The organism is Mycobacterium zoologicum (assembly GCF_020181635.2).
GTDB lineage: Bacteria > Actinomycetota > Actinomycetes > Mycobacteriales > Mycobacteriaceae > Mycobacterium > Mycobacterium zoologicum.
The window spans coordinates 114626-135037 of the sequence record NZ_JAYJJS010000007.1; the positions used below are offsets into that span (position 1 = coordinate 114626).

At 68.0% G+C, this 20412-nt stretch carries 17 protein-coding genes and 1 pseudogene; 14 read left to right on the top strand and 4 right to left on the bottom strand.

Annotated elements, in window-relative coordinates:
• The first annotated feature begins 36 nt into the window (after nucleotides 1–36).
• From sucC to K6T84_RS08375, 3 genes are all read left to right on the top strand, one after another.
• A complete protein-coding gene (sucC, locus tag K6T84_RS08365) occupies nucleotides 37–1212 on the top strand; it encodes an ADP-forming succinate--CoA ligase subunit beta (RefSeq protein WP_224864652.1) in 1176 nt (391 codons plus the stop codon).
• A gap of 2 nt (nucleotides 1213–1214) precedes the next feature.
• Complete coding sequence (gene sucD, locus K6T84_RS08370) at nucleotides 1215–2117, top strand: succinate--CoA ligase subunit alpha (protein WP_224864653.1); 903 nt, start codon at nucleotides 1215–1217, stop codon at nucleotides 2115–2117.
• Nucleotides 2118–2186: 69 nt separating this feature from the next.
• Nucleotides 2187–3713 (top strand): acetyl-CoA acetyltransferase, encoded by a 1527-nt coding sequence (locus tag K6T84_RS08375; protein WP_225401552.1) that lies wholly within the window; start codon nucleotides 2187–2189, stop codon nucleotides 3711–3713.
• A gap of 102 nt (nucleotides 3714–3815) precedes the next feature.
• On the opposite strand, the gene K6T84_RS08380 is transcribed toward K6T84_RS08375, so the two are convergent.
• Nucleotides 3816–4664 (bottom strand): LLM class F420-dependent oxidoreductase, encoded by an 849-nt coding sequence (locus tag K6T84_RS08380; RefSeq protein ID WP_225401553.1) that lies wholly within the window; start codon nucleotides 4662–4664, stop codon nucleotides 3816–3818.
• Between the two features lie 154 nt (nucleotides 4665–4818).
• On the opposite strand from K6T84_RS08380, the gene K6T84_RS08385 reads away from it, so the two are divergent.
• The 5 genes from K6T84_RS08385 to purH all read left to right on the top strand — a co-directional run bounded on the left by K6T84_RS08385 (nucleotide 4819) and on the right by purH (nucleotide 9876).
• Nucleotides 4819–5700, top strand: a complete 882-nt coding sequence (locus K6T84_RS08385) for a DUF5336 domain-containing protein (protein WP_224864656.1) — start codon at nucleotides 4819–4821, stop codon at nucleotides 5698–5700.
• 36 nt (nucleotides 5701–5736) lie between these two features.
• Nucleotides 5737–7155, top strand: a complete 1419-nt coding sequence (locus K6T84_RS08390; RefSeq protein ID WP_408066075.1) for a cell division protein PerM — start codon at nucleotides 5737–5739, stop codon at nucleotides 7153–7155.
• Between the two features lie 70 nt (nucleotides 7156–7225).
• Nucleotides 7226–7651, top strand: a complete 426-nt coding sequence (locus tag K6T84_RS08395) for a hypothetical protein (RefSeq protein ID WP_224864658.1) — start codon at nucleotides 7226–7228, stop codon at nucleotides 7649–7651.
• A 36-nt stretch (nucleotides 7652–7687) separates the two neighbouring features.
• A complete protein-coding gene (gene purN, locus K6T84_RS08400) occupies nucleotides 7688–8314 on the top strand; it encodes a phosphoribosylglycinamide formyltransferase (RefSeq protein WP_225401554.1) in 627 nt (208 codons plus the stop codon).
• Nucleotides 8311–9876, top strand: coding sequence for a bifunctional phosphoribosylaminoimidazolecarboxamide formyltransferase/IMP cyclohydrolase (purH, locus tag K6T84_RS08405; protein ID WP_225401555.1), 1566 nt, complete (start codon nucleotides 8311–8313; stop codon nucleotides 9874–9876). Before purN ends, purH begins: the two co-directional genes overlap by 4 nt.
• 5 nt (nucleotides 9877–9881) lie before the next feature.
• Here the strand turns inward: purH and K6T84_RS08410 are convergent.
• Nucleotides 9882–10016 (bottom strand): annotated as a pseudogene (locus K6T84_RS08410) (hypothetical protein); the annotation flags it as partial.
• A gap of 199 nt (nucleotides 10017–10215) precedes the next feature.
• Here K6T84_RS08410 and K6T84_RS08415 point away from each other — a divergent pair.
• Together K6T84_RS08415 and K6T84_RS08420 are read left to right on the top strand one after the other, a co-directional pair.
• Nucleotides 10216–11991 (top strand): N-acyl-D-amino-acid deacylase family protein, encoded by a 1776-nt coding sequence (locus K6T84_RS08415; RefSeq protein ID WP_225401556.1) that lies wholly within the window; start codon nucleotides 10216–10218, stop codon nucleotides 11989–11991.
• 13 nt (nucleotides 11992–12004) lie between these two features.
• Nucleotides 12005–12592 carry a TetR family transcriptional regulator gene (locus K6T84_RS08420; protein ID WP_225401557.1) on the top strand — a complete coding sequence of 196 codons (588 nt, stop codon included), beginning with the start codon at nucleotides 12005–12007 and terminating at the stop codon, nucleotides 12590–12592.
• Here K6T84_RS08420 and K6T84_RS08425 read toward each other — a convergent pair.
• Nucleotides 12575–13597, bottom strand: coding sequence for an alpha/beta hydrolase (locus K6T84_RS08425; protein ID WP_225401558.1), 1023 nt, complete (start codon nucleotides 13595–13597; stop codon nucleotides 12575–12577). The two genes, K6T84_RS08420 and K6T84_RS08425, sit on opposite strands and share 18 nt — an antisense overlap.
• Before the next feature lie 97 nt (nucleotides 13598–13694).
• On the opposite strand from K6T84_RS08425, the gene K6T84_RS08430 reads away from it, so the two are divergent.
• Entirely contained in the window at nucleotides 13695–15077 is a 1383-nt protein-coding gene (locus tag K6T84_RS08430; protein ID WP_408066077.1) for a sigma 54-interacting transcriptional regulator, read from the top strand.
• Nucleotides 15070–17046 (top strand): vWA domain-containing protein, encoded by a 1977-nt coding sequence (locus tag K6T84_RS08435; protein ID WP_224864665.1) that lies wholly within the window; start codon nucleotides 15070–15072, stop codon nucleotides 17044–17046. Before K6T84_RS08430 ends, K6T84_RS08435 begins: the two co-directional genes overlap by 8 nt.
• A 4-nt stretch (nucleotides 17047–17050) precedes the next feature.
• On the opposite strand, the gene K6T84_RS08440 is transcribed toward K6T84_RS08435, so the two are convergent.
• Nucleotides 17051–18415, bottom strand: coding sequence for a PPE family protein, SVP subgroup (locus tag K6T84_RS08440; RefSeq protein ID WP_304621326.1), 1365 nt, complete (start codon nucleotides 18413–18415; stop codon nucleotides 17051–17053).
• 264 nt (nucleotides 18416–18679) lie between these two features.
• Here K6T84_RS08440 and K6T84_RS08445 point away from each other — a divergent pair, with 264 nt between their 5' ends.
• Together K6T84_RS08445 and K6T84_RS08450 are read left to right on the top strand one after the other, a co-directional pair.
• Nucleotides 18680–19693, top strand: coding sequence for a HAMP domain-containing sensor histidine kinase (locus K6T84_RS08445; RefSeq protein ID WP_225401559.1), 1014 nt, complete (start codon nucleotides 18680–18682; stop codon nucleotides 19691–19693).
• Nucleotides 19690–20349: a response regulator transcription factor gene (locus K6T84_RS08450; protein WP_224864667.1), complete on the top strand. Its 660-nt coding sequence runs from the start codon at nucleotides 19690–19692 to the stop codon at nucleotides 20347–20349. The genes K6T84_RS08445 and K6T84_RS08450 overlap by 4 nt, the downstream gene beginning before the upstream one ends.
• Nucleotides 20350–20412: the final 63 nt, after the last annotated feature.

A 20412-nucleotide genomic window follows, 5' to 3' on the forward strand; every position in this document is an offset into this window, starting at 1 on the left:
CGGCCTACCGGCTACCCGTTATAAGACAGTGAGTCCATGGATCTCTTCGAGTATCAGGCGAAAGAACTGTTCGCCAAGCACAACGTGCCCACCACTCCCGGCCGAGTGACCACCACCGCCGAGGACGCCAAAGCTATCGCCACCGAGATCGGCCGACCGGTCATGGTGAAGGCCCAGGTCAAGGCCGGCGGACGCGGCAAGGCCGGCGGCGTCAAGTACGCCGCCACCCCGGAAGACGCCTTCACCCACGCGCAGAACATCCTCGGCCTGGACATCAAGGGCCACATCGTCAAGAAGCTGCTGGTGGCCGAGGCGAGCGACATCGCCGAGGAGTACTACATCTCCTTCCTGCTCGACCGGTCCAACCGCACCTACCTGGCCATGTGCTCGGTCGAGGGCGGCATGGAGATCGAAGAGGTCGCCGCCACCAAGCCCGAACGGCTGGCCAAGGTGCCCGTCGACGCCGTCAAGGGTGTCGACCTGGCGTTCGCCCGCTCGATCGCTGAGCAGGGCCACCTGCCCGCCGAGGTGCTCGACGCCGCCGCGGTGACCATCCAGAAGCTGTGGGAGGTCTTCGTCGCCGAAGACGCCACCCTGGTTGAGGTCAACCCGCTGGTGCGCACCCCCGACGACCAGATTCTTGCGCTCGACGGCAAGGTCACCCTCGATGGCAACGCCGAGTTCCGTCAGCCCGGCCACCTCGAGTTCGCTGACCTGGACGCGACCGACCCGCTGGAGATCAAGGCCAAAGAGCACGACCTGAACTACGTCAAGCTCGACGGCGAGGTCGGCATCATCGGCAACGGCGCCGGCCTGGTCATGTCGACCCTGGACGTCACCGCCTACGCCGGTGAGAAGCACGGCGGCGTGAAGCCGGCCAACTTCCTCGACATCGGGGGCGGCGCCTCCGCCGAGATCATGGCCGCCGGCCTGGACGTCATCCTGGGTGACAAGCAGGTCAAGAGCGTGTTCGTCAACGTGTTCGGCGGGATCACCGCGTGCGACGCGGTGGCCAACGGCATCGTCAAGGCCCTGGAAATGCTCGGCCCCGCCGCGACCAAGCCGCTGGTGGTCCGCCTGGACGGCAACAACGTCGAGGAGGGCCGGGCGATCCTGGCCGAGGCCAACCACCCGCTGGTGACCGTCGTCGCCACCATGGACGAGGCCGCCGACAAGGCTGCTGAGCTGGCGCACGCCGGAAAGGACGTATAAGCATGTCGATCTTCGTCAACAAGGACAGCAAGGTCATCGTCCAGGGCATCACCGGTGCCGAGGCCACCAAGCACACTGCGCGCATGCTGGCCGCCGGCACCCAGATCGTCGGCGGTGTCAACGCCCGCAAGGCCGGCACCACCGTGTCGCACAAGGACGCGTCCGGTGCTGACGTGGAGCTGCCGGTGTTCGCCAGCGTCGCCGAGGCCATGAAGGAGACCGGCGCCGACGTGTCGATCGCCTTCGTGCCGCCGGCCTTCTCCAAGGACGCGATGATCGAGGCCATCGACGCCGAGATTCCCCTGCTGGTCGTCATCACCGAGGGAGTCCCGGTGCAGGACAGCGCCTTTGCGTGGGCCTATAACGTCGAGAAGGGTGAGAAGACCCGGATCATCGGGCCGAACTGTCCCGGCATCATCACCCCGGGTGAGTGCCTGGTCGGCATCACCCCGGCCAACATCTCCGGCACCGGCCCGATCGGTCTGGTGTCGAAGTCGGGCACGCTGACCTACCAGATGATGTACGAGCTGCGGGACTTCGGTTTCTCCACCGCCATCGGCATCGGCGGTGACCCGGTGATCGGCACCACCCACATCGACGCCATCGAGGCGTTCGAGAAGGACCCGAACACCAAGGTCATCGTGATGATCGGTGAGATCGGCGGCGACGCCGAGGAGCGGGCCGCGGCCTACATCAAGGCCAACGTCACCAAGCCGGTCGTCGGCTATGTCGCCGGGTTCACCGCGCCGGAGGGCAAGACCATGGGCCACGCCGGCGCCATCGTGTCGGGCTCGTCGGGCACCGCGGCCGCCAAGCAGGAGGCCCTGGAGGCCGCCGGTGTGAAGGTGGGCAAGACCCCGTCGGCCACCGCGGCCCTGGCTCGCGAGATCCTGCAGAGTCTGTAAAACGGCAGACGCAAAAGCCCCCGCTTCGTCGGGGGCTTTTGTGTCTCCCGCCCAGCGAAGGGTGAACCCATGAGCATCGATCCGCGCACACCCGTCGTCGTCGGCGTCGGGCAGGCGGCCGAGCGCATCGACGACGCCGGCTACCGCGGCATGTCGCCGGTCGAACTGGCCGCCGCAGCCGCCCGGGCTGCGTTGGCCGATTGCGGGGCCGCCTCGGCCGCGGTCGCCATTGACACGGTGGTAGCCACCCGGGCGTTCGAGAACTCGATTCCGAAAGCTCCTGCACCGCTGGGCAAGTCGAACAACTTTCCGCGGTCGGTTGCCAGGCTGATCGGTGCTGACCCGGCCCGTGCGGTGCTGGACAAGGTCGGCGGTCAGGGTCCGCAGAAGCTGCTCACCGAGTTCGCCGGCGAGATCGCCTCCGGCGCCGCCGACGTGGTGCTGCTGTGCGGTGCGGATGCGACCTCCACGCTGCGGCATTTCGCCAACGCTGCTGACAAGCCGGACTTCACCGAGACCGTCGACGGCCAGCTCGAAGACCGCGGCTACGGACTCGAGGACTTCATCGAGCATTACACCGTGATCCATGGGCTGACCGGAGCGCCGGTGCAGTACGGCCTGCTGGAGAACGCCCGCCGCGCACGGCTCGGCCTGAGCCCGGCCGACTACCGCCGGGAGATGGCGGAACTGTTCGCCCCGATGACCAAGATCGCCGCCAAGAATCCGTTCTCGGCGTCACCGGTCGAGCGCTCGGCTGACGAGCTGGCCACGATCACCGGCGCCAACCGGATGATCTGCGACCCCTACCCGCGGCTGCTGGTGGCCCGTGATCAGGTCAACCAGGGGGCCGCGGCGCTGCTGATGTCGGTCGAGGCCGCCCGGCGCCTCGGTGTGGCGCAAGACCGCTGGGTGTACCTGCACGGCCACGCCGACCTGCGCGCGCAACGTCTGCTGGAACGCGCCGACCTGAATGCCTACCCGGCGGCCGTCGCGGCCACCACCGAGGCGCTGGCGATGGCCGGGATCGGCTTCGGCGACGTCGCGGCGATGGACCTCTACAGCTGCTTCCCGGTGCCGGTGTTCACCATCTGCGATGCCTTCGGATTGGCCGCCGATGATCCGCGTGGGCTGACCCTGACCGGCGGGTTGCCGTTCTTCGGCGGTGCCGGCAACAACTATTCGACGCACGCCATCGCCGAGGCGGTGGCGGCAGCGCGCAACGCCCCGGGACAATTCACATTCGTCGGGGCCAACGGCGGCATGCAGAGCAAGTATGCGGTCGGGGTGTACTCGACCACGCCGGTGGCTTGGACCCCGGATCGCAGCGCCGAACTGCAGGAAGGGCTCGACCGGGCGCCCAAGATCGCCGTCACCGAGCACGCCGACGGTCCGGGGACCATCGAGACCTACAGCGTCCGCTACGACTGGGACACCCCGACCGGAATCATCATCGGCCGATTGGACGCCGACGGCAGTCGCTTCCTGGCGACCAGCGAGGACGAAGATCTGGTGGCGCTGCTGTCCGACGGTGAACCGCTGGGGGCGGCCGTCACCGTGCGCGCCCTGGACTACGGCAACCGCTGCTCGCTGCGCTGACCTACTCCATTTTTTGGCGCGAGCGCGCACAACGGTCCGCCAAAAGCCCAGGTGGGCGCGGACCGTTGTGCGCGCTCGCGCCCAAAAAAAGGGCGGCAGGTGCTAGGCGCTGAGCCCGAGCTTGCCGGCCAGTCGCTCCACGTAGGCGGCGACCTCGGCTTCGGGCTTGTCCGGCAACCCGAACAGCGTCTCGGTGACGCCGATCTCAGCCCAGTGCGCCAGCTTCTCGGGCACCGGCTTGAAGTCCAGTGCGACGATCTGCGGTGCGCCGTCCCGGTCGGCGGCCGCCCAGGTGTCCTGCAGCAGCTTGACGGGCGCGTCGATGTCGAAGTCCCGCGGCGTGGTGATCCAGCCGTCGGCACTGCGGGCGATCCACTTGAAGTTCTTCTCGGTACCGGCGGCGCCGACCAGCACCGGGATGTGTGACTGCACCGGCTTGGGCCAGGCCCAGCTCGGGCCGAACTTCACGAATTCACCGTCGAACTCGGCCTCCTCCTGCGTCCATAGCGCACGCATGGCTTCCAGGTACTCGCGCAACATGGTGCGACGACGTCCCGGCGGCACGTTGTGGTCGGCGAGTTCATCCGTGTTCCAACCGAATCCGACGCCCACGCTCACCCGGCCGCCGGACAGGTGGTCCAGGGTGGCGATCGACTTCGCCAGGGTGATCGGGTCGTGCTCGACTGGCAGTGCCACCGCGGTCGACAGCCGCACGCGCGAGGTGACCGCACTCGCGGCCCCCAGGCTCACCCAAGGGTCGAGAGTGCGCATGTAGCGGTCGTCGGGCAGCGACTCGTCACCGGTCGTCGGGTGCGCCGCCTGACGCTTGATCGGGATGTGGGTGTGTTCGGGTACGTAGAAGGTGGTGAAGCCGTGGTCGTCGGCGAGTTTGGCGGCAGCCGCAGGGGCGATGCCTCGGTCACTGGTGAATAGCACAAGCCCGTAATCCATATGGGTGATTAGAACGTGTTCCTATTTGTTCGGGCAACCGGGGGTCCCCTACCCACGGTGTTGACTCGGCGGTGTCACCGCGGTGTGCGCTAGCGTGGATGGTCGAACCGCGCCGCACCCCTCATACGCACTGCCGCCGATCACAGGAGAGGTCATGACCTACTCACCAGGGACTCCCGGATTCCAGTCTTCCCAACCGCCGGGCTCCTTCGGCCCGTCCACGCCGTCGTTCACCAAGACCGCAGATGCCGAGAGCAAGCTGCCGTTGTACCTGCGGATGGCGGTCGCGGTACTGGGCTTGGGCGTCTACCTCGCGAACTTCGGGCCGATCGTCACCGTCAGTAACGGCGAGTACCCGCTCATCCTCGGCGACGCCGGCCACACTGTTCCGCTGGCACTGCTGGCCGGGCTGCTGGCCGGGGCAGCTCTGCTGCCCAAGGTGAAGTCCTACACCACGGTGGTCGCGGTGATCTCGACGCTGGGAGCACTGCTGGCGATTGCCACGCTTGCCGACGCCGGTGACGACTACACGGTCGGCTGGGGACTGTGGCTGGTGTTGACGTTCAGCATCCTGCAGGCCGCCGCCGCGGTCGGCGTGCTGCTGCTGGAGACCGGTGTCGTCACCGCCCCGGCGCCGCGGCCCAAGTACGACCCCTACGGCCAGTACGGCCTGCCCCCGGGCGGCAACTACTACGGTCAGCAGGCGCCGCAGCAGCCCGGTTACCCGTCCTACGGCGGTTACCCGTCGGCTCCGTCCTCCGGTGGCTTCGGCGCGCAGTCCGGTCCGGCCTCGTCCGGGATGGGTTCGATGGGTGGCTTCGGCACCGCCTCGCAGCCGACCCAGTCGGTGCCGTCGATGCAGCAGGGCCCGCCCACCCCTCCGACCGGATTCCCCAGCTTCAGCCCGCCGCCGTCCAGCGGCTCGGGCAGCTCGTCGACTGCGGGTTCCGGGGGCTCCGGCGGGTCGGGCCAGGGCTCGACGGGTGGCCAGCAGGCGCAGGGCGGTTCCGCCCCGTCAGGTCCGGCTCAGCCCTAGCGCGCTCCGGCGCGCCGAGTTGAACGTGCCCGTGACGTGACACCGGTGGCCGTCGGTAAATCAGGCTCGAACCCGACCCGCGATCTGTTGCGGGTCGCGTTCGGCCCGTCCGTGGTGGCGTTGACGGTGATCGCAGCGGTGACGCTGCTGCAGTTGCTGATCGCCAACAGCGACATGACCGGGGCGTCGGGCGCCATCGCCAGCATGTGGCTGGGTGTGCATCAGGTGCCGATCGCAATCGGCGGTCGGGAGCTGGGCGTGCTGCCGCTGCTGCCGGTGCTGCTGATGGTTGCCGGGACGGCCCGGACCACCGCGCAGGCCACCGACCGGGGTGCCTCCTGGTTCGTCATCCGCTGGATCGTGGCGTCGGCGTTGGGCGGCCCGCTGTTGATCGCGGCGATCTGCCTGGCGGTCATCCATGACGCGGCGTCGGTCATGACCGAACTGCAGACCCCACATGCGTTGGGCGCCTTCGGCCATGTGTTCCTGGTGCATGCGATCGGCGCGGCGATCGGAATGGGGACGCGGGTGGGCCGGCGCGCTGTGGCCGAGACGCCGCTGCCGGACTGGATCTTCGACGCGCTGCGAGCCGCGGTCGCAGGAATGCTGGCGCTGGTCGGGCTGGCCGGGACCATCACTGTCGTATCCCTGGTCCTGCACTGGGGGACCATGCACGAGCTGTACGCGGTCACCGATTCATTGTTCGGTCAGTTCAGCCTGACGCTGCTGGCGGTGCTGTATGTGCCCAATGTCCTGATCGGTGGGGCGGCGATGGCCGTCGGATCGAGTGCGCACATCGGTCCCGCGCTGTTCAGCGCATTCACCGTGCTCGGTGGCGACATTCCGGCGCTGCCGATTCTGGCCGCTGCGCCCACCCCTCCGCTGGGACCCGCGTGGGTGGCATTGCTGATCATCGGAGCCGCCGCGGCGGTGGCCGTGGGTCAGCAGTGCGCCCGGCGCCCTCTGCCGCTGGTTCCGGCACTGGGCAAGGTTGCGGCCGCAGCGGGTATCGCTGCGGTACTGATGGCACTGCTCGGGTGGGCCGGCGGCGGACGGCTGGGCAACTTCGGCGATGTCGGGGTGGACCAGGTGACATTCGGCCCGGCGGTGTTCCTGTGGTTCGCGTCGATCGGTGCACTGACGGTGGTGATGATCGGCGGGGTGCGGCGCGGGCCGGTGCTGCCTCGGCCAATGCTGCCGCCCGCCCCCGAGCCGGTGCCCACGGTCGAGCCCGAGCCCGAGCTTGACCTCGAGCCCGTCGAACCCGAGCTTTTCGAACCCGACGAGCTGTTCGAACCCGACGAGATCGAGGAGGGGGGTGAGCTGAGCTGGACGCCGCAACCCGAGCAGCCGGCAGCATCTGAGCCGCACCCGCCGACCGAGCCGCCCGGCCCGTGGGAAGACCCCGAAGACCTGATGTTCACCGACGATGACGGGCTCGACCGACCGCGCTAGCGCCACCCCTTGGCAGAATTAAGGACTTGAGTCCCTTATATACTGCTCGCCGTCCTGGTCGCATAGTGACATGACAAGCGTCGTGAGCACGTGGAACCTGCACAGACTGGCAAGTGCCCGAGTGGAGAAGCTCACGCAGCTGGTGTTGCCACCCGGCCATGAGCCGATCCTCGACGTCATGGCGTCGATCTGGGTCGACGGCGTCGAGGCCGGGTTCCAGATGGCCGAGGCGGTATCGATCGGGCTGTCGGGCGCCCTGGCGGAGGACCTGTACCAGCAGCTGGAAGGCGCCGAACTCTGTAGCGAATACGACGAGTTCCCGGAGCTCGACGATCGCGACTTCCAGGATCTTGCGTGTGGCCGGGTCGAGAAGATCAGCCACGGCATCCATCCGGTCGGCCACCCCGACGTGATCTGGGACAAGGTCGAGATCTGGACCGACGGTGTGGCCGCCGCGCTCCGGATCATGCGCGACGAAGGGCAGCGCCAGGCCTGATCGCCGGCCGGATCTTCGGCGGTAGGCTCTTGCTTCGTGCAACCGATCCACGTGGCCCCACGCATCCCGTCGAGGCTGGTGGTGCTGGCTTCGGGTACCGGATCGCTGCTGGAGTCGCTGCTGGCCGCGGCGGTGGGTGATTACCCGGCGCGGGTGGTGGCCGTCGGCACCGACCGCGACTGCCGGGCCGTGCAGATCGCCAAGGACGCCGGGCTACCGGTGTTCACCGTCGCGATGCCCGACCATTCCGACCGGGCTGCTTGGGACCTCGCGCTGGCGGAGGCCACCGCCGCGCATACCCCTGATCTGGTGGTCTCGGCCGGCTTCATGAAGATCCTGGGGCCGCAGTTCCTGTCCCGCTTCATGGGGCGCACCGTCAACACCCACCCGGCGCTGCTGCCCGCCTTCCCCGGCGCGCACGCGGTGCCCGAGGCGCTGGCCTACGGGGTGAAGGTCACCGGCTGCACCGTGCACCTGGTGGATGCCGGGACCGACACTGGTCCGGTGCTGGCCCAGGAGCCGGTCGCAGTGTTCGACGACGACGACGAAGACTCCCTGCATGAACGCATCAAGACAGTGGAGCGCAAGCTCCTGGTAGACGTTCTGGCCGCGCTGGCGACCCGCGGCGTGACCTGGACCGGACGAAAGGCAACCATAGGATGACCGACGGCAAGCGACCGATTCGCCGGGCGCTGATCAGCGTCTACGACAAGACCGGCCTGGTCGACCTGGCTGCCGGACTGCATGCCGCCGGGGTGGCTATCGTCTCCACTGGTTCTACTGCCAAATCAATTGCCGCCAAGGGCATTCCGGTCACTCCCGTGGAACAGCTCACCGGGTTCCCGGAGGTGCTCGACGGCCGGGTCAAGACGCTGCACCCGCGGGTGCACGCCGGGCTGTTGGCCGACCTGCGCAAGTCCGAACATGCTGCGGCGCTGGAAGAACTGGACATCGCGCCGTTCGACTTGGTGGTCGTGAACCTCTACCCGTTCAGCGAGACCGTCGACTCCGGTGCGGGTATCGACGAGTGCGTCGAGCAGATCGACATCGGCGGCCCGTCGATGATCCGGGCGGCCGCCAAGAACCACCCCAGCGTGGCCGTGGTGGTGGACCCGCTCGGCTACGACGGCGTGCTGGCCGCGGTCAAGGCTGGCGGTTTCTCCCTCGCCGAGCGGAAACGGTTGGCGTCGTTGGCTTTCCGCCACACCGCTGAATACGACGTCGCGGTGGCCAACTGGATGTCGTCGACGCTTGCGCCCGAGGAGCCTCGTCAGGGCCTGCCGGAATGGATCGGGCGTACCTACCGCCGGGCGACGCAGCTGCGGTACGGCGAGAACCCGCACCAGCAGGCCGCTCTGTTCTGTGACGGCGGGGCCTGGCCGGGGTTGGCGCAGGCCGATCAGCTGCACGGAAAAGAGATGTCCTACAACAACTTCACCGACGCGGACGCCGCGTGGCGGGCGGCGTTCGACCACGACGAGATCTGCGTGGCGATCATCAAGCACGCCAACCCGTGCGGCATCGCGGTCTCGGCGACGTCGGTGGCCGACGCGCACCGCAAGGCCCACGAGTGCGACCCGCTGAGTGCGTTCGGCGGAGTGATCGCGGCGAACACCGAGGTCAGCGTGGAGATGGCGGAGTACGTCAGCACCATCTTCACCGAGGTCATCGTCGCGCCGGCTTACGCGCCCGGGGCCGTGGAGATCCTGGCCCGCAAGAAGAACATTCGGGTGCTGGTGGCCTCCGAGCCGCTGCGCGGTGGCACCGAATGGCGCCAGCTCAGCGGCGGGCTGTTGATGCAGAGCCGCGACGGCCTCGACGCTTCCGGTGACAACCCGGTGAACTGGACGCTGGCCACCGGCGAACCGGCCGATGCGGCCACCCTGGCCGACCTGGTCTTCGCCTGGCGGGCCTGCCGCGCGGTCAAATCGAACGCGATCGTGGTTGCGGGCGACGGCGCCACCATCGGCGTGGGCATGGGCCAGGTCAACCGGGTCGACGCGGCCCGACTGGCGGTGGAGCGCGGGGGCGAGCGGGTGGCCGGTGCGGTGGCTGCATCGGATGCGTTCTTCCCGTTCCCCGACGGCCTGCAGACGCTGACCGCGGCCGGGGTGAAGGCGATCGTGCACCCGGGTGGTTCGGTGCGCGACGACGAGGTGACCGCGGCGGCTGCCGAGGCGGGGATCACCCTCTACCTGACCGGGGCCCGGCACTTCGCTCACTGACTCAGCTAGGGGTCTTCGCCGTCCTCGTCGCCGGTTTCGCTGTCTCGCAGCAGTTTTTCGGGGTGGTGGTAGGTGTTGGTGCGCGCTTGGCCTCGGTCTTGGTTGGCGGGTGGGAGTGTTTCGGTGGTGCCGTCGCGTCGAAGGCTTCGACGATCTCATCGCGACCATTGATCGAAAGCATGTTCGAATGATACGACGCCCCACCGACACGCGCCCACGCCAAAACCACAGTGACACAAGTGAATAGAGGGACGGCCGAGAGCTGCGGAACAATTCCACCCTTGACAAAAAGATTGCAGGCACTCACTATCTAACTCGACCCCGAAGTGAGGAGCGCTGGTGGCCTACGACCTGATCATCCGCAACGGCCTGTGGTTCGACGGCTTGGGCAATACCCCGCAGGTCCGCACCCTCGGCATCCGCGGCGGCGTGGTGGCCGACATCGCGTCCGGACCGCTGGACGAGACGGACTGCCCCGAGGTGATCGATGCCGCCGGCAAGTGGGTGGTGCCCGGCTTCCTCGATGTGCACACCCATTACGACGCCGAGGTGCTTCTGGACCCGGGTCTGCCCGAATCGGTGCGCCACGGCGTCACCACCGTCCTGCTGGGCAACTGCTCGCTGTCCACGGTGTACGCCGACTCCGAGGACGCCGCTGACCTGTTCAGCCGGGTGGAGGCGGTGCCGCGCAAATTCGTGCTGGATGCGCTGCGCGCCAAGAAGGCCTGGACCACCCCGGCCGAGTACGTCCGCGCCCTCGACGACATGCCGCTGGGGCCCAATATCGGCTCCATGCTTGGTCATTCGGACCTGCGCACCGCGGTGCTGGGCCTGGACCGCGCCACCACCGACGGCGTCGTCCCCAGCGACGCCGAGCTGGAGAAGATGGCCGCACTGCTCGAAGATGGGCTCGACGCCGGACTGCTCGGCATGTCGGGAATGGACGCGGCCATCGACAAACTCGACGGTGAGCGCTTCCGCTCGCGGGCACTGCCCTCGACGTTCGCCACCTGGCGGGAACGACGCCGGCTGATCAAGGTGCTGCGCAAGCGCGGCCGGATGCTGCAGAGCGCCCCGAATGTCGCAAAACCATTGACAGCCTTGAATTTCTTCCTCACCAGCAGCGGAATGTTCGGCCGCCGGCGCGGGGTGAAGATGAGCCTGCTGGTCTCCGCCGACGCCAAGTCCTCACCGGGCGCGGTGCGCGTTCTCGGCCCCGGCACCCGGCTGCTCAACGCACTGCTCGGTTCCTCGGTGCGCTTTCAGCACCTGCCGGTGCCGTTCGAGCTGTATTCCGACGGAATCGATCTGCCGGTGTTCGAGGAGTTCGGCGCCGGCACCGCCGCACTGCACCTGCGGGATCAACTGGAGCGCAACGCACTGCTGGCCGACGTCGACTACCGGCGCCGATTCCGCAAGTCGTTCGACCGCAAGAAGCTGGGGCCGACGTTGTGGCACCGCGACTTCCACGACGCGGTGATCGTCGAGTGCCCGGATGCGAGCCTGATCGGCAAGAGCTTCGGGCAGATCGCCGACGAGCGGGGACTGCATCCGCTGGACGCGTTCCTGGATGTGTTGGTGGCCAACGGCGAACGCAACGTGCGCTGGACCACGATCGTCGCCAACCACCGGCCCCGCCAGCTCGACAGGCTGGCCAACGAGCCGACCATCCACTTCGGGTTCTCCGACGCCGGAGCACATCTGCGTAACATGGCGTTCTACAACTACGCGCTGCGCCTGCTCAAGCGAGTACGTGATGCCGAGCTGGCGGGCAGGCCGTTCATGAGCGTCGAGCGGGCGGTGTACCGGCTGACCGCCGAGGTCGCCGATTGGTTCGGCTTGGATGCGGGCACGCTGCGCCAAGGCGATCGCGCCGACCTCGTGGTGATCGACCCGGCCGGACTGAACCAGGAAGTGGATGCCTACCACGAGGAAAAGGTGGAGTTCTACGGTGGATTGAGCCGAATGGTCAACCGCAACGACGACGCCGTGGTGGCGACCGTGGTGGGCGGCACCGTGGTGTACGGCAACGGGCAGTTCCGCGACGGCTACGGCACGACGATGAAGTCCGGCCGGTTCCTGCGTGCCGGATCACGTGAGCTGGCAACGGTATAGGCGGGCGTAGCCAATGGCCCGAACCCAGCGAGAACGCCGGGAGGCGACCGTCGCGGGACTGCTGGGCGCCAGCATCGCCACCATCGCCGAGATCGGATATGCCCGCGCGTCGGCGAAGACGATCGCCCGCCGCGCAGGCGTCTCTGACGGAGCGCTGTTCCGCCACTTCGACACCATGTGTGACTTCATGGCGGCCACCGCACAAGAGGTGCTGCGCCGCCAGGTGGAGCTGATCAGTAAGCAGGTGGCGGAGATCCCGGCCAACGGCTCGGCACTGGAGGCGGTATTGACCGTGCTGCGTGATCTGACGGCAAACTCCAACAGCGCGGTGATCTACGAGCTGCTGATCGCGGCACGCACGGACGAGAACCTGCGGACCGCGCTGGCCGAGGTGTTGGACGAATACGGTGCGAAGATCTACGACACCGCCCGGGGATTTCCCGGCGCCGACGCATTTCCCGAGGAGCTGTTCCCCAGCGTGGTTGCGCTGCTCACCAACACCTTTGACGGCGCCTCGATCGTGCGGGCCGTGCTGCCTCAGCCCGAGATCGAGGCCAATCGTATTCCGTTGCTGCTGAAGTTATTAGCCGGACAGACCTAGATCCTTCGGCGTCGCGGCCGCCGTCACGTGACCCATGAAGGCGACGATCTCGTCGACGGCGCGTCGCGCATCCGGGTTGAAGTCGAAGGTGAGCTGGAACATGTGCAGCGCGCGATCCCACACCTGCACCCAGTTCGGCACGCCGGCGGCGGTGAGCTCGTCGGCCAGCAAGAAGGTGTCGTTGCGCAGCATCTCGTTGTTGCCGACCTGCAAAAGAAACGGCCCCAGTCCGCGAAGCTGCGCCTCCGGGGGCATCACCGGCAGCTCGCGGGTTCCGTTCACGGTGGCGTAGACGCGATACAGGAACATGAACGCCATGAACGGGAAGAACGGATCGCGGTGGGCGGCGGCGGCCTGCCGCTTGATCTGCATGTCCGACGACGTCAGCGGCGACATCAGCACCTGACCGGCCGGCACGGGCAACCCGGCGTCGCGCGCGACGAGCGCGGTGTTGGCCGCCATCAAGCCACCGGCCGAATCACCGGCCAGCACAATATGATCCGCGGAGTACCCGGCGTCCAGCGCGTATCGGTAGGCATTCAGCCCGTCGGCAATCGCCTCGTCGATGCCGGCCTGCGGAGCCAACCGGTACCCGACATTGAGCACCCGGGCACCCGCGGCCTCGGACAGCTTGCTGACGAACCGGCGATGCGAGTTGAGGCCCAGTGTCACCAGCGCCGAGCCGTGGAAGTAGACGATCACCCGGTCCGAATCGCGGGACGCGGGGGCCACAACCCACTCCGCCGGGCAGTCCGGTAGTTGTATCCGTGTCACCTGGGTGCCCGGCAGCGGCCGGATGAACCGCATCGGCTTGTCGATGAGATCCAGGCGAGCCCGTTGCATACCGGCGGGCCAGAAGCGGTTGATGACCGTCCCGAGAACCGTCAGCACGGCGATCGAGGACCGCAGGAAGATCAGCGCCGCCAAGCCCAGCAGTCGGGCCTGCCAACTGGCCGGGCCGAAGTAGGTCTGAGGCGGACGATCACGCCATTCCGGTGAGTTCACGGTACCCAGGGTATCGGGTATCTGCCGGCCGGATAAAGCAGGACGCCGTGACGGACCATCGCACCCGTCGTAGCGTGGAGTGGTGACCGCGCCGAAAATCCCGCACGATCTGCCCTCAACCCTCGGTGAGCTACGTGCCACCGGCCACCGTGAACGGGGGGTCAAGCAAGAGATCGCCGAGAACCTGCTGGCCCGCCTCGCCGAGGGTGACGACGGCGCAGCGATCTGGCCGGGCATCTTCGGATTCGACGACACCGTGCTCCCGCAGCTGGAACGCGCGCTGATCGCGGGCCACGACATCGTGCTGCTGGGCGAACGCGGCCAGGGCAAGACCCGGCTGCTGCGCGCGCTCACCGGGCTGCTCGACGAGTGGACGCCGGTGATCGCCGGCGCCGAACTCGGTGAGCACCCGTACTCGCCGATCACGCCGGAATCGATTCGCCGCGCCGCCGAACTCGGCGACGCCCTGCCGGTGACCTGGCGGCACCGCAGCGAGCGCTACACCGAGAAGCTCGCCACCCCCGATACGTCGGTGGCCGACCTGGTCGGCGACATCGACCCGATCAAGGTCGCCGAGGGACGCAGCCTCGGTGACCCCGAGACCATCGCCTACGGCCTGATCCCGCGGGCGCACCGCGGCATCGTCGCCGTCAACGAGCTGCCCGACCTTGCCGAGCGCATCCAGGTCGCGATGCTCAATGTGATGGAGGAACGCGACATCCAGGTGCGCGGCTACACGCTGCGACTGCCGCTGGACGTCGTGGTGGTGGCCAGCGCCAACCCGGAGGACTACACCAACCGGGGCCGGATCATCACCCCGCTCAAGGACCGGTTCGGCGCCGAGATCCGCACGCACTATCCGCTGGAGCTCGACGCCGAGGTCGGGGTGATCGCCCAGGAGGCGCACCTGAGCGCGAGCGTGCCGGACTATCTGCTGGCGGCGCTGGCCCGGTTCGCGCGTTACCTGCGCGAGTCGCGGTCGATCGATCAGCGGTCGGGGGTGTCGGCGCGGTTCGCGATCGCCGCGGCGGAGACGGTAGCGGCCTCGGCGCGGCACCGCGGTGCGTTGCTGGGCGAGACCGATCCGGTGGCCCGGGTGGTCGACCTCGGCACGATCATCGACGTGCTGCGCGGCAAGCTGGAGTTCGAGTCCGGTGAGGAGGGGCGTGAGCAGGCGGTGCTGGAACACCTGCTGCGCCGGGCCGTTGCCGACACCGCTTCGCGGGCACTGGGCGGCATAGACGTCGGGCCGCTGGTGGCCGCGGTGGAGGACGCGGCCGTGACGACCGGCGATCGGGTGGCGGCCAAGGCTGTGCTGGCGGCGCTGCCGGATCTGCCGGTCATTGACGCAGTCGCCCAGCGCCTCGGTGCGCAGTCCGAGGGAGAGCGCGCCGCAGCACTCGAATTGGCCTTGGAAGCACTGTATTTGGCCAAGCGTATCGACAAGACGTCCGACGAGGGCGAAACCGTCTATGGCTAGAGCGCACGGCTCCCGGTATTCGGCCTACTCCGGTGGGCCGGATCCGTTGGCGCCGCCGGTTGATCTGGCCGAGGCGCTGGAGGAGATCGGGCGCGATGTCATGGAGGGGACGTCGCCGCGCCGGGCTCTGCAGGAACTGATGCGGCGCGGAACCAAGAACATGCCGGGTGCCGACCGGCTGGCGGCAGAGGTGCAACGACGTCGTCGAGAATTGTTGCGCAACAACAATTTAGACGGAACGCTGGCGGACATCAAGAAGCTGCTCGACGACGCGGTGCTGGCCGAGCGCAAGGAACTGGCTCGTGCGTTGGACGACGACGCGCGCTTCGCCGAGATGCAGATCGAGGGACTGTCGCCGTCGCCGGCCAAGGCGGTGCAGGAGCTGGCGGAATACGATTGGCGCAGTCCCGAGGCCCGCGAGTCCTACGAGAAGATCAAGGATCTGCTCGGCCGGGAGATGCTCGACCAACGGTTCGCCGGCATGAAGCAGGCACTTGAAGGCGCCACCGACGAAGACCGGCAACGGGTCGCCGACATGCTCGACGACCTCAACGAGCTGTTGGACAAGCACGCCCGGGGTGAAGACACCCCCGAGGATTTCCAGAACTTCATGGACTCCCACGGTGAGTTCTTCCCGGAGAACCCTGCCAACGTCGACGAGCTGCTGGACTCCCTGGCCAAGCGCGCGGCCGCCGCCCAGCGCTTCCGCAACAGCCTGACCAATGAGCAACGAGATGAACTGGATGCGTTGGCGCAGCAGGCATTCGGATCACCGGCCTTGCAGCAGGCGCTGGGACGCCTGGACGCGCATCTGCAGGCGGCCCGGCCGGGGGAGGACTGGAACGGCTCATCGGAGTTCTCCGGCAACAACCCGCTGGGGATGGGCGAGGGCGCCCAGGCATTGAGCGACATCGCCGAGCTCGAGCAGTTGGCCGAGCAGCTCTCACAGGCATATCCGGGCGCCAGCATGGACGACGTCGACCTCGATGCGCTGGCCCGCCAGTTGGGCGACGAGGCCGCGGTCGATGCACGCACTCTGGCCGAGCTGGAGCGTGCACTGCTCAATCAGGGTTTTCTGGACCGCAGTTCTGACGGGCAGTGGCGGCTGTCGCCCAAGGCGATGCGCCAGCTGGGGCAGACCGCGTTGCGTGATGTGGCACGCCAACTTTCGGGCCGGCGCGGTGAACGTGACCACCGCCGGGCCGGGGCTGCCGGGGAGCTGACCGGTGCGACCCGGCCGTGGCAGTTCGGCGACACCGAGCCGTGGAACGTCACCCGCACCCTGACTAATACCGTGCTGCGGCGGGCTGGCGATCAGTCGGGCCGGCACAGTTCCCGCCTGTCGATCAGCGTCGACGACGTCGAGGTGTCCGAGACCGAGACCCGCACCCAATCCGCCGTGGCACTGCTGGTCGACACATCCTTCTCGATGGTGATGGACAACCGCTGGCTGCCGATGAAACGCACCGCGCTGGCGCTGCATCACCTGGTGAGTACCCGCTTCCGCTCGGATGCGTTGCAGATCATCGCATTCGGGCGCTACGCGCGTACCGTGACCGCAGCCGAGCTCACCGGCCTGGAAGGCGTCTACGAGCAGGGCACCAACCTGCATCACGCCCTGGCGCTGGCAAGCCGGCACCTGCGCCGGCACCCCAACGCACAGCCGGTGGTACTGGTGGTCACCGACGGGGAGCCCACGGCGCACCTGGAGGATTACCGAGGCGATGGCGCATCGGTTTTCTTCGACTACCCACCGCACCCGCGGACCATCGCCCACACCGTCAAGGGCTTCGACGACGTAGCCCGGCTCGGCGCGCAGGTGACGATCTTCCGGCTTGGTGACGATCCGGGACTGGCCCGATTCATCGATCAGGTGGCGCGGAGGGTCCAGGGTCGGGTCGTGGTGCCCGAACTCGACGGGTTGGGTGCGGCGGTCGTCGGCGACTATCTGCGCTCGCGGCGGCGCTGATCTCCTATCGGGACAGCAGCCGGCGTTTCTGTTCGGCGAATTCCTCCGCGGTCAGATATCCGGCGTCGTGGAGCTCGCCGAGTTCCCGGATCCCTGCCGCCAATTCAGCAAGCGGAACCGTCAGTGGCCGCACCGGTGGCGGTACTGCCGGCGATGGCGAACCGGGCTCCTGCGCCGGCGTGCCGTCCGCCGCGGGAGTCGGCTGGCCGTCCCCGCCGCGGTTGCGGTTGACCGCGCCGGCGAGCGCGCTGCCGCCCATACCCGCCAGGGCCATCTGACCGAACGCGGTACCCAATCCGCCCGGCGTGGTCGCCGACGGTCCGGCGGCCAGCGGCGTCGAGAAGCTCGCGTTGCGGATCTCCGGGGCCATCTCGGCCCACCCGATGGGCGTGGAAAGCGACCCGAGTGGGAACGCCTCGCCCCTGGCCGCAATGACCGAGGCGTGCGGCACGCGGAGGTTGTCGGTCGACGGCAGTTCCCCCTCCGCTCCCAATTGGCCCAGGGCGTCCATGATGCTGCGCTGCCCACCGCGCAGCAGGTCCTGGGTGTCGAAGATCTCGCGCGAGTCCATCTCGGAGAAGTACATGGCCGCGCCGGCCAGGTAGACACCGACGATCGACAGGGGCAGGGCGATACCGATGCCGACCTCGTCGGCCAGGATCGCAAGCCATTCAAATGGATCGACCGGTAAGGCGGCCTCCGCGGGCATGGCGGTGAACGGCGATGAGGCTTCCGACGATCCGGGCCCCGACAACGTCGAGGCCGTCTTGGACAGCAGCGCCTGGGCATTGTTGGCCACCGAGTTGCCCTGGGCGGCCTGAGAAGCACCTTGGTCGCCCGGCCCTGAGGCGGTCTTGGGCGGCGGCTGGAAGGGTGCCAGCTCGGCGGCGGTCGCCGACGTCGAGGCGTAGCCGTACATCGCGGTGGCGTCCTGGGCCCACATCTCGGCGTACAGGGCCTCGGTGGCCGCGATCGCCGCGGCGTTCTGACCCAGAACATTGGTGGCCAGCAGGGTCATCAGCTGAGCACGGTTGGCCGCGATCACCGCCGGAGGCACCACCATGGCGAACGCGGCCTCGTAGGCGGCCACTGCCGACTTGGCCTGGCCCGCGGTCGTTGCCGCTTGGGCGGAGGTGCTGTTCAACCACGTCACGAACGGGGCGATCGAGGCCGCCATCGCTATCGACGACGGACCCCTCCACGCTCCGCTGGTCAACTCGGTGACCACGGACTGATAGGCGGTCGCCGCCAGGTGCAGTTCGGTGGCCACCCCGTCCCAGGCGGTGGCCGCGGTGATCAGCGGCCCCGGGCCGGCACCGGTATACATCCGGGCGGAGGTGACTTCCGGCGGTAATGCCGCGAAATCCATCGTGGGGTTCAGCTCCTCCGGTTCTTGCTGGTTCGGTCCGGGCAGGCCCGATCCGCGGGTCAGGCCGTCCGCCGCTTCTCCGAATCCGCATGATATCCCGGAGGCGGGCAGGGATATGTGTTGTTTGGCACCGGCTCGGGCGTTGTGGACGTGCCTCCATTTTCCGGATCGGGCCGAGTCCGTCGCCATGGTGTTTGGCACCCATTCCGAGGTAGGCGTGACCCGTATGGACAAATATGTGGTGTGCAGGCGAGGCTGGGTGACATGCACCGTTGGACGGCGGTCATCGATAAGTTCTGGCGACTGACCGGGGTACCGGCACAAGGGCTGTTCCACCGGGTCGTTCTGATCAATGGTCTGGTCTTCACCGTCGGCACCCTGTTGCTTGCGGTGACGCCGGCCGCGGTGTCGGCGCGCACCCAGTTGACCGAGGTTCCGGTGCTGGTGGTCGGCCTGGCCGTTGTGGTGGGGGCGAACGCACTGCTCCTACGGTCGAGTCTTGCCCCGCTGGATCGGCTGGCCGCGTCGATGCGCCGCGTCGATCCGCCGCTGCGCAGCGACCGAATCCATGAACCGGGCGGCGGCGGCGACCTGCACAACCTCATCGAATCGTTCAACACCATGCTGGACCGGCTCGAGACCGAGCGGGCCTCATCGAGCGCGTTGGCGCTGGCCGTACAGGAGAGCGAGCGGCAGCGGATCGCCAGGGAGTTGCACGACGAGATCGGGCAGACCCTCACAGCTGCCCTGCTGACCCTAAAGCGGGCCGTCGACAACGCGCCGGCGAAAATTCGCGGCGACCTTCGCGACGCCCAGGAGATCGTGCGGTCCAGCCTCGACGAGGTGCGCAGCATCGCCGGCCGCCTGCGCCCCGACGTGCTCGAAGACCTCGGCCTGCCCAGCGCACTGCAGGCCCTGTGCAACCAGTTCACCCAAGCGGCCGGCATCGACGTCGTCCGGGACGTCCCGGTCCACGTCGACCGATTGAATCCCGACCTGGAACTGGCCTGCTACCGGATCGCGCAGGAGAGCCTGACCAACATCGCCCGCCATGCCGGAGCCCAGAAGGTCTGGTTGGATCTGCATGTCGGCCGCGAGGAGTTGGTGCTGCGGATCGCCGACGACGGTCACGGCGGGGTCAGCTCCACCGGTGCGGGTATCCGCGGAATGGGTGAACGAGCCCTACTGGTGCGGGGCACGCTCACGATCACCTCCCCGAACGACAAAGGAACCGAGATCAAGCTGGTGGCACCGACTCGCAGCGACGGTGGCGCGTGACGAGACCCGAGCCGGCGCGCATTCTGCTCGTCGACGATCACGCCCTGGTGCGCAGTGGCCTGCGGATGATCCTGGACGCCGAATCGGATCTTCGCGTGGTGGCCGAGGCGGCCGACGGCTCCGAGGCACTGACCATCCTGCGGGACACCCCGATCGACCTGGCGATCCTGGACATCGCGATGCCCCGGATGACCGGGCTGCAGGCTGCGCGGGAGATCGAACGCAGCCATCCCCACGTGCGGATGCTGATGCTGTCCATGTACGACAACGAGCAGTACCTGTTCGAAGCGCTCAAGGCCGGCGCGTCCGGTTACGTGCTGAAATCCGTCGCCGACCGCGACTTGATCGAGGCCTGCCGCGCCACGATGCGCGGCGAGCCCTTTCTGTACGCCGGCGCGGTGACCGCCCTGATCCGGGACCACCTGCACCGGGCACGCCAGGGCGACTCGGTGCCCGACAACATCCTGACGCCTCGTGAGGAGGAAGTCCTGAAGTTGATCGCCGAGGGGCTCTCGGCCCGTGAAATCGCCAAAACCCTCGGCATCAGTGCCAAGACGGTCGACCGGCACCGGACCAACACCCTGCAGAAACTGGGGCTGCGCGATCGCTTGGCATTGACCCGGTATGCGATCAGGACGGGCCTGATAGAGCCCTAGCGCCAACAGGTCGTGGGGCCTCATGGGGGTAGCACCCCCCGCCGAATGCGGGCTGCATCCCAT

What these genes read in the sequence shown, in the direction of transcription:
- purH (WP_225401555.1), top strand. Translation starts at nt 8,311, where the DNA reads ATGACCGACGGCAAGCGACCGATTCGCCGGGCGCTGATCAGCGTCTAC.
- K6T84_RS08420 (WP_225401557.1), top strand. Translation starts at nt 12,005, where the DNA reads ATGGCCCGAACCCAGCGAGAACGCCGGGAGGCGACCGTCGCGGGACTG.
- K6T84_RS08380 (WP_225401553.1), bottom strand. Translation starts at nt 4,664, where the DNA reads ATGGATTACGGGCTTGTGCTATTCACCAGTGACCGAGGCATCGCCCCT.
- sucD (WP_224864653.1), top strand. Translation starts at nt 1,215, where the DNA reads ATGTCGATCTTCGTCAACAAGGACAGCAAGGTCATCGTCCAGGGCATC.
- K6T84_RS08440 (WP_304621326.1), bottom strand. Translation starts at nt 18,415, where the DNA reads ATGGATTTCGCGGCATTACCGCCGGAAGTCACCTCCGCCCGGATGTAT.
- K6T84_RS08395 (WP_224864658.1), top strand. Translation starts at nt 7,226, where the DNA reads ATGACAAGCGTCGTGAGCACGTGGAACCTGCACAGACTGGCAAGTGCC.
- K6T84_RS08435 (WP_224864665.1), top strand. Translation starts at nt 15,070, where the DNA reads ATGGCTAGAGCGCACGGCTCCCGGTATTCGGCCTACTCCGGTGGGCCG.
- K6T84_RS08385 (WP_224864656.1), top strand. Translation starts at nt 4,819, where the DNA reads ATGACCTACTCACCAGGGACTCCCGGATTCCAGTCTTCCCAACCGCCG.
- sucC (WP_224864652.1), top strand. Translation starts at nt 37, where the DNA reads ATGGATCTCTTCGAGTATCAGGCGAAAGAACTGTTCGCCAAGCACAAC.
- K6T84_RS08375 (WP_225401552.1), top strand. Translation starts at nt 2,187, where the DNA reads ATGAGCATCGATCCGCGCACACCCGTCGTCGTCGGCGTCGGGCAGGCG.
- K6T84_RS08445 (WP_225401559.1), top strand. Translation starts at nt 18,680, where the DNA reads ATGCACCGTTGGACGGCGGTCATCGATAAGTTCTGGCGACTGACCGGG.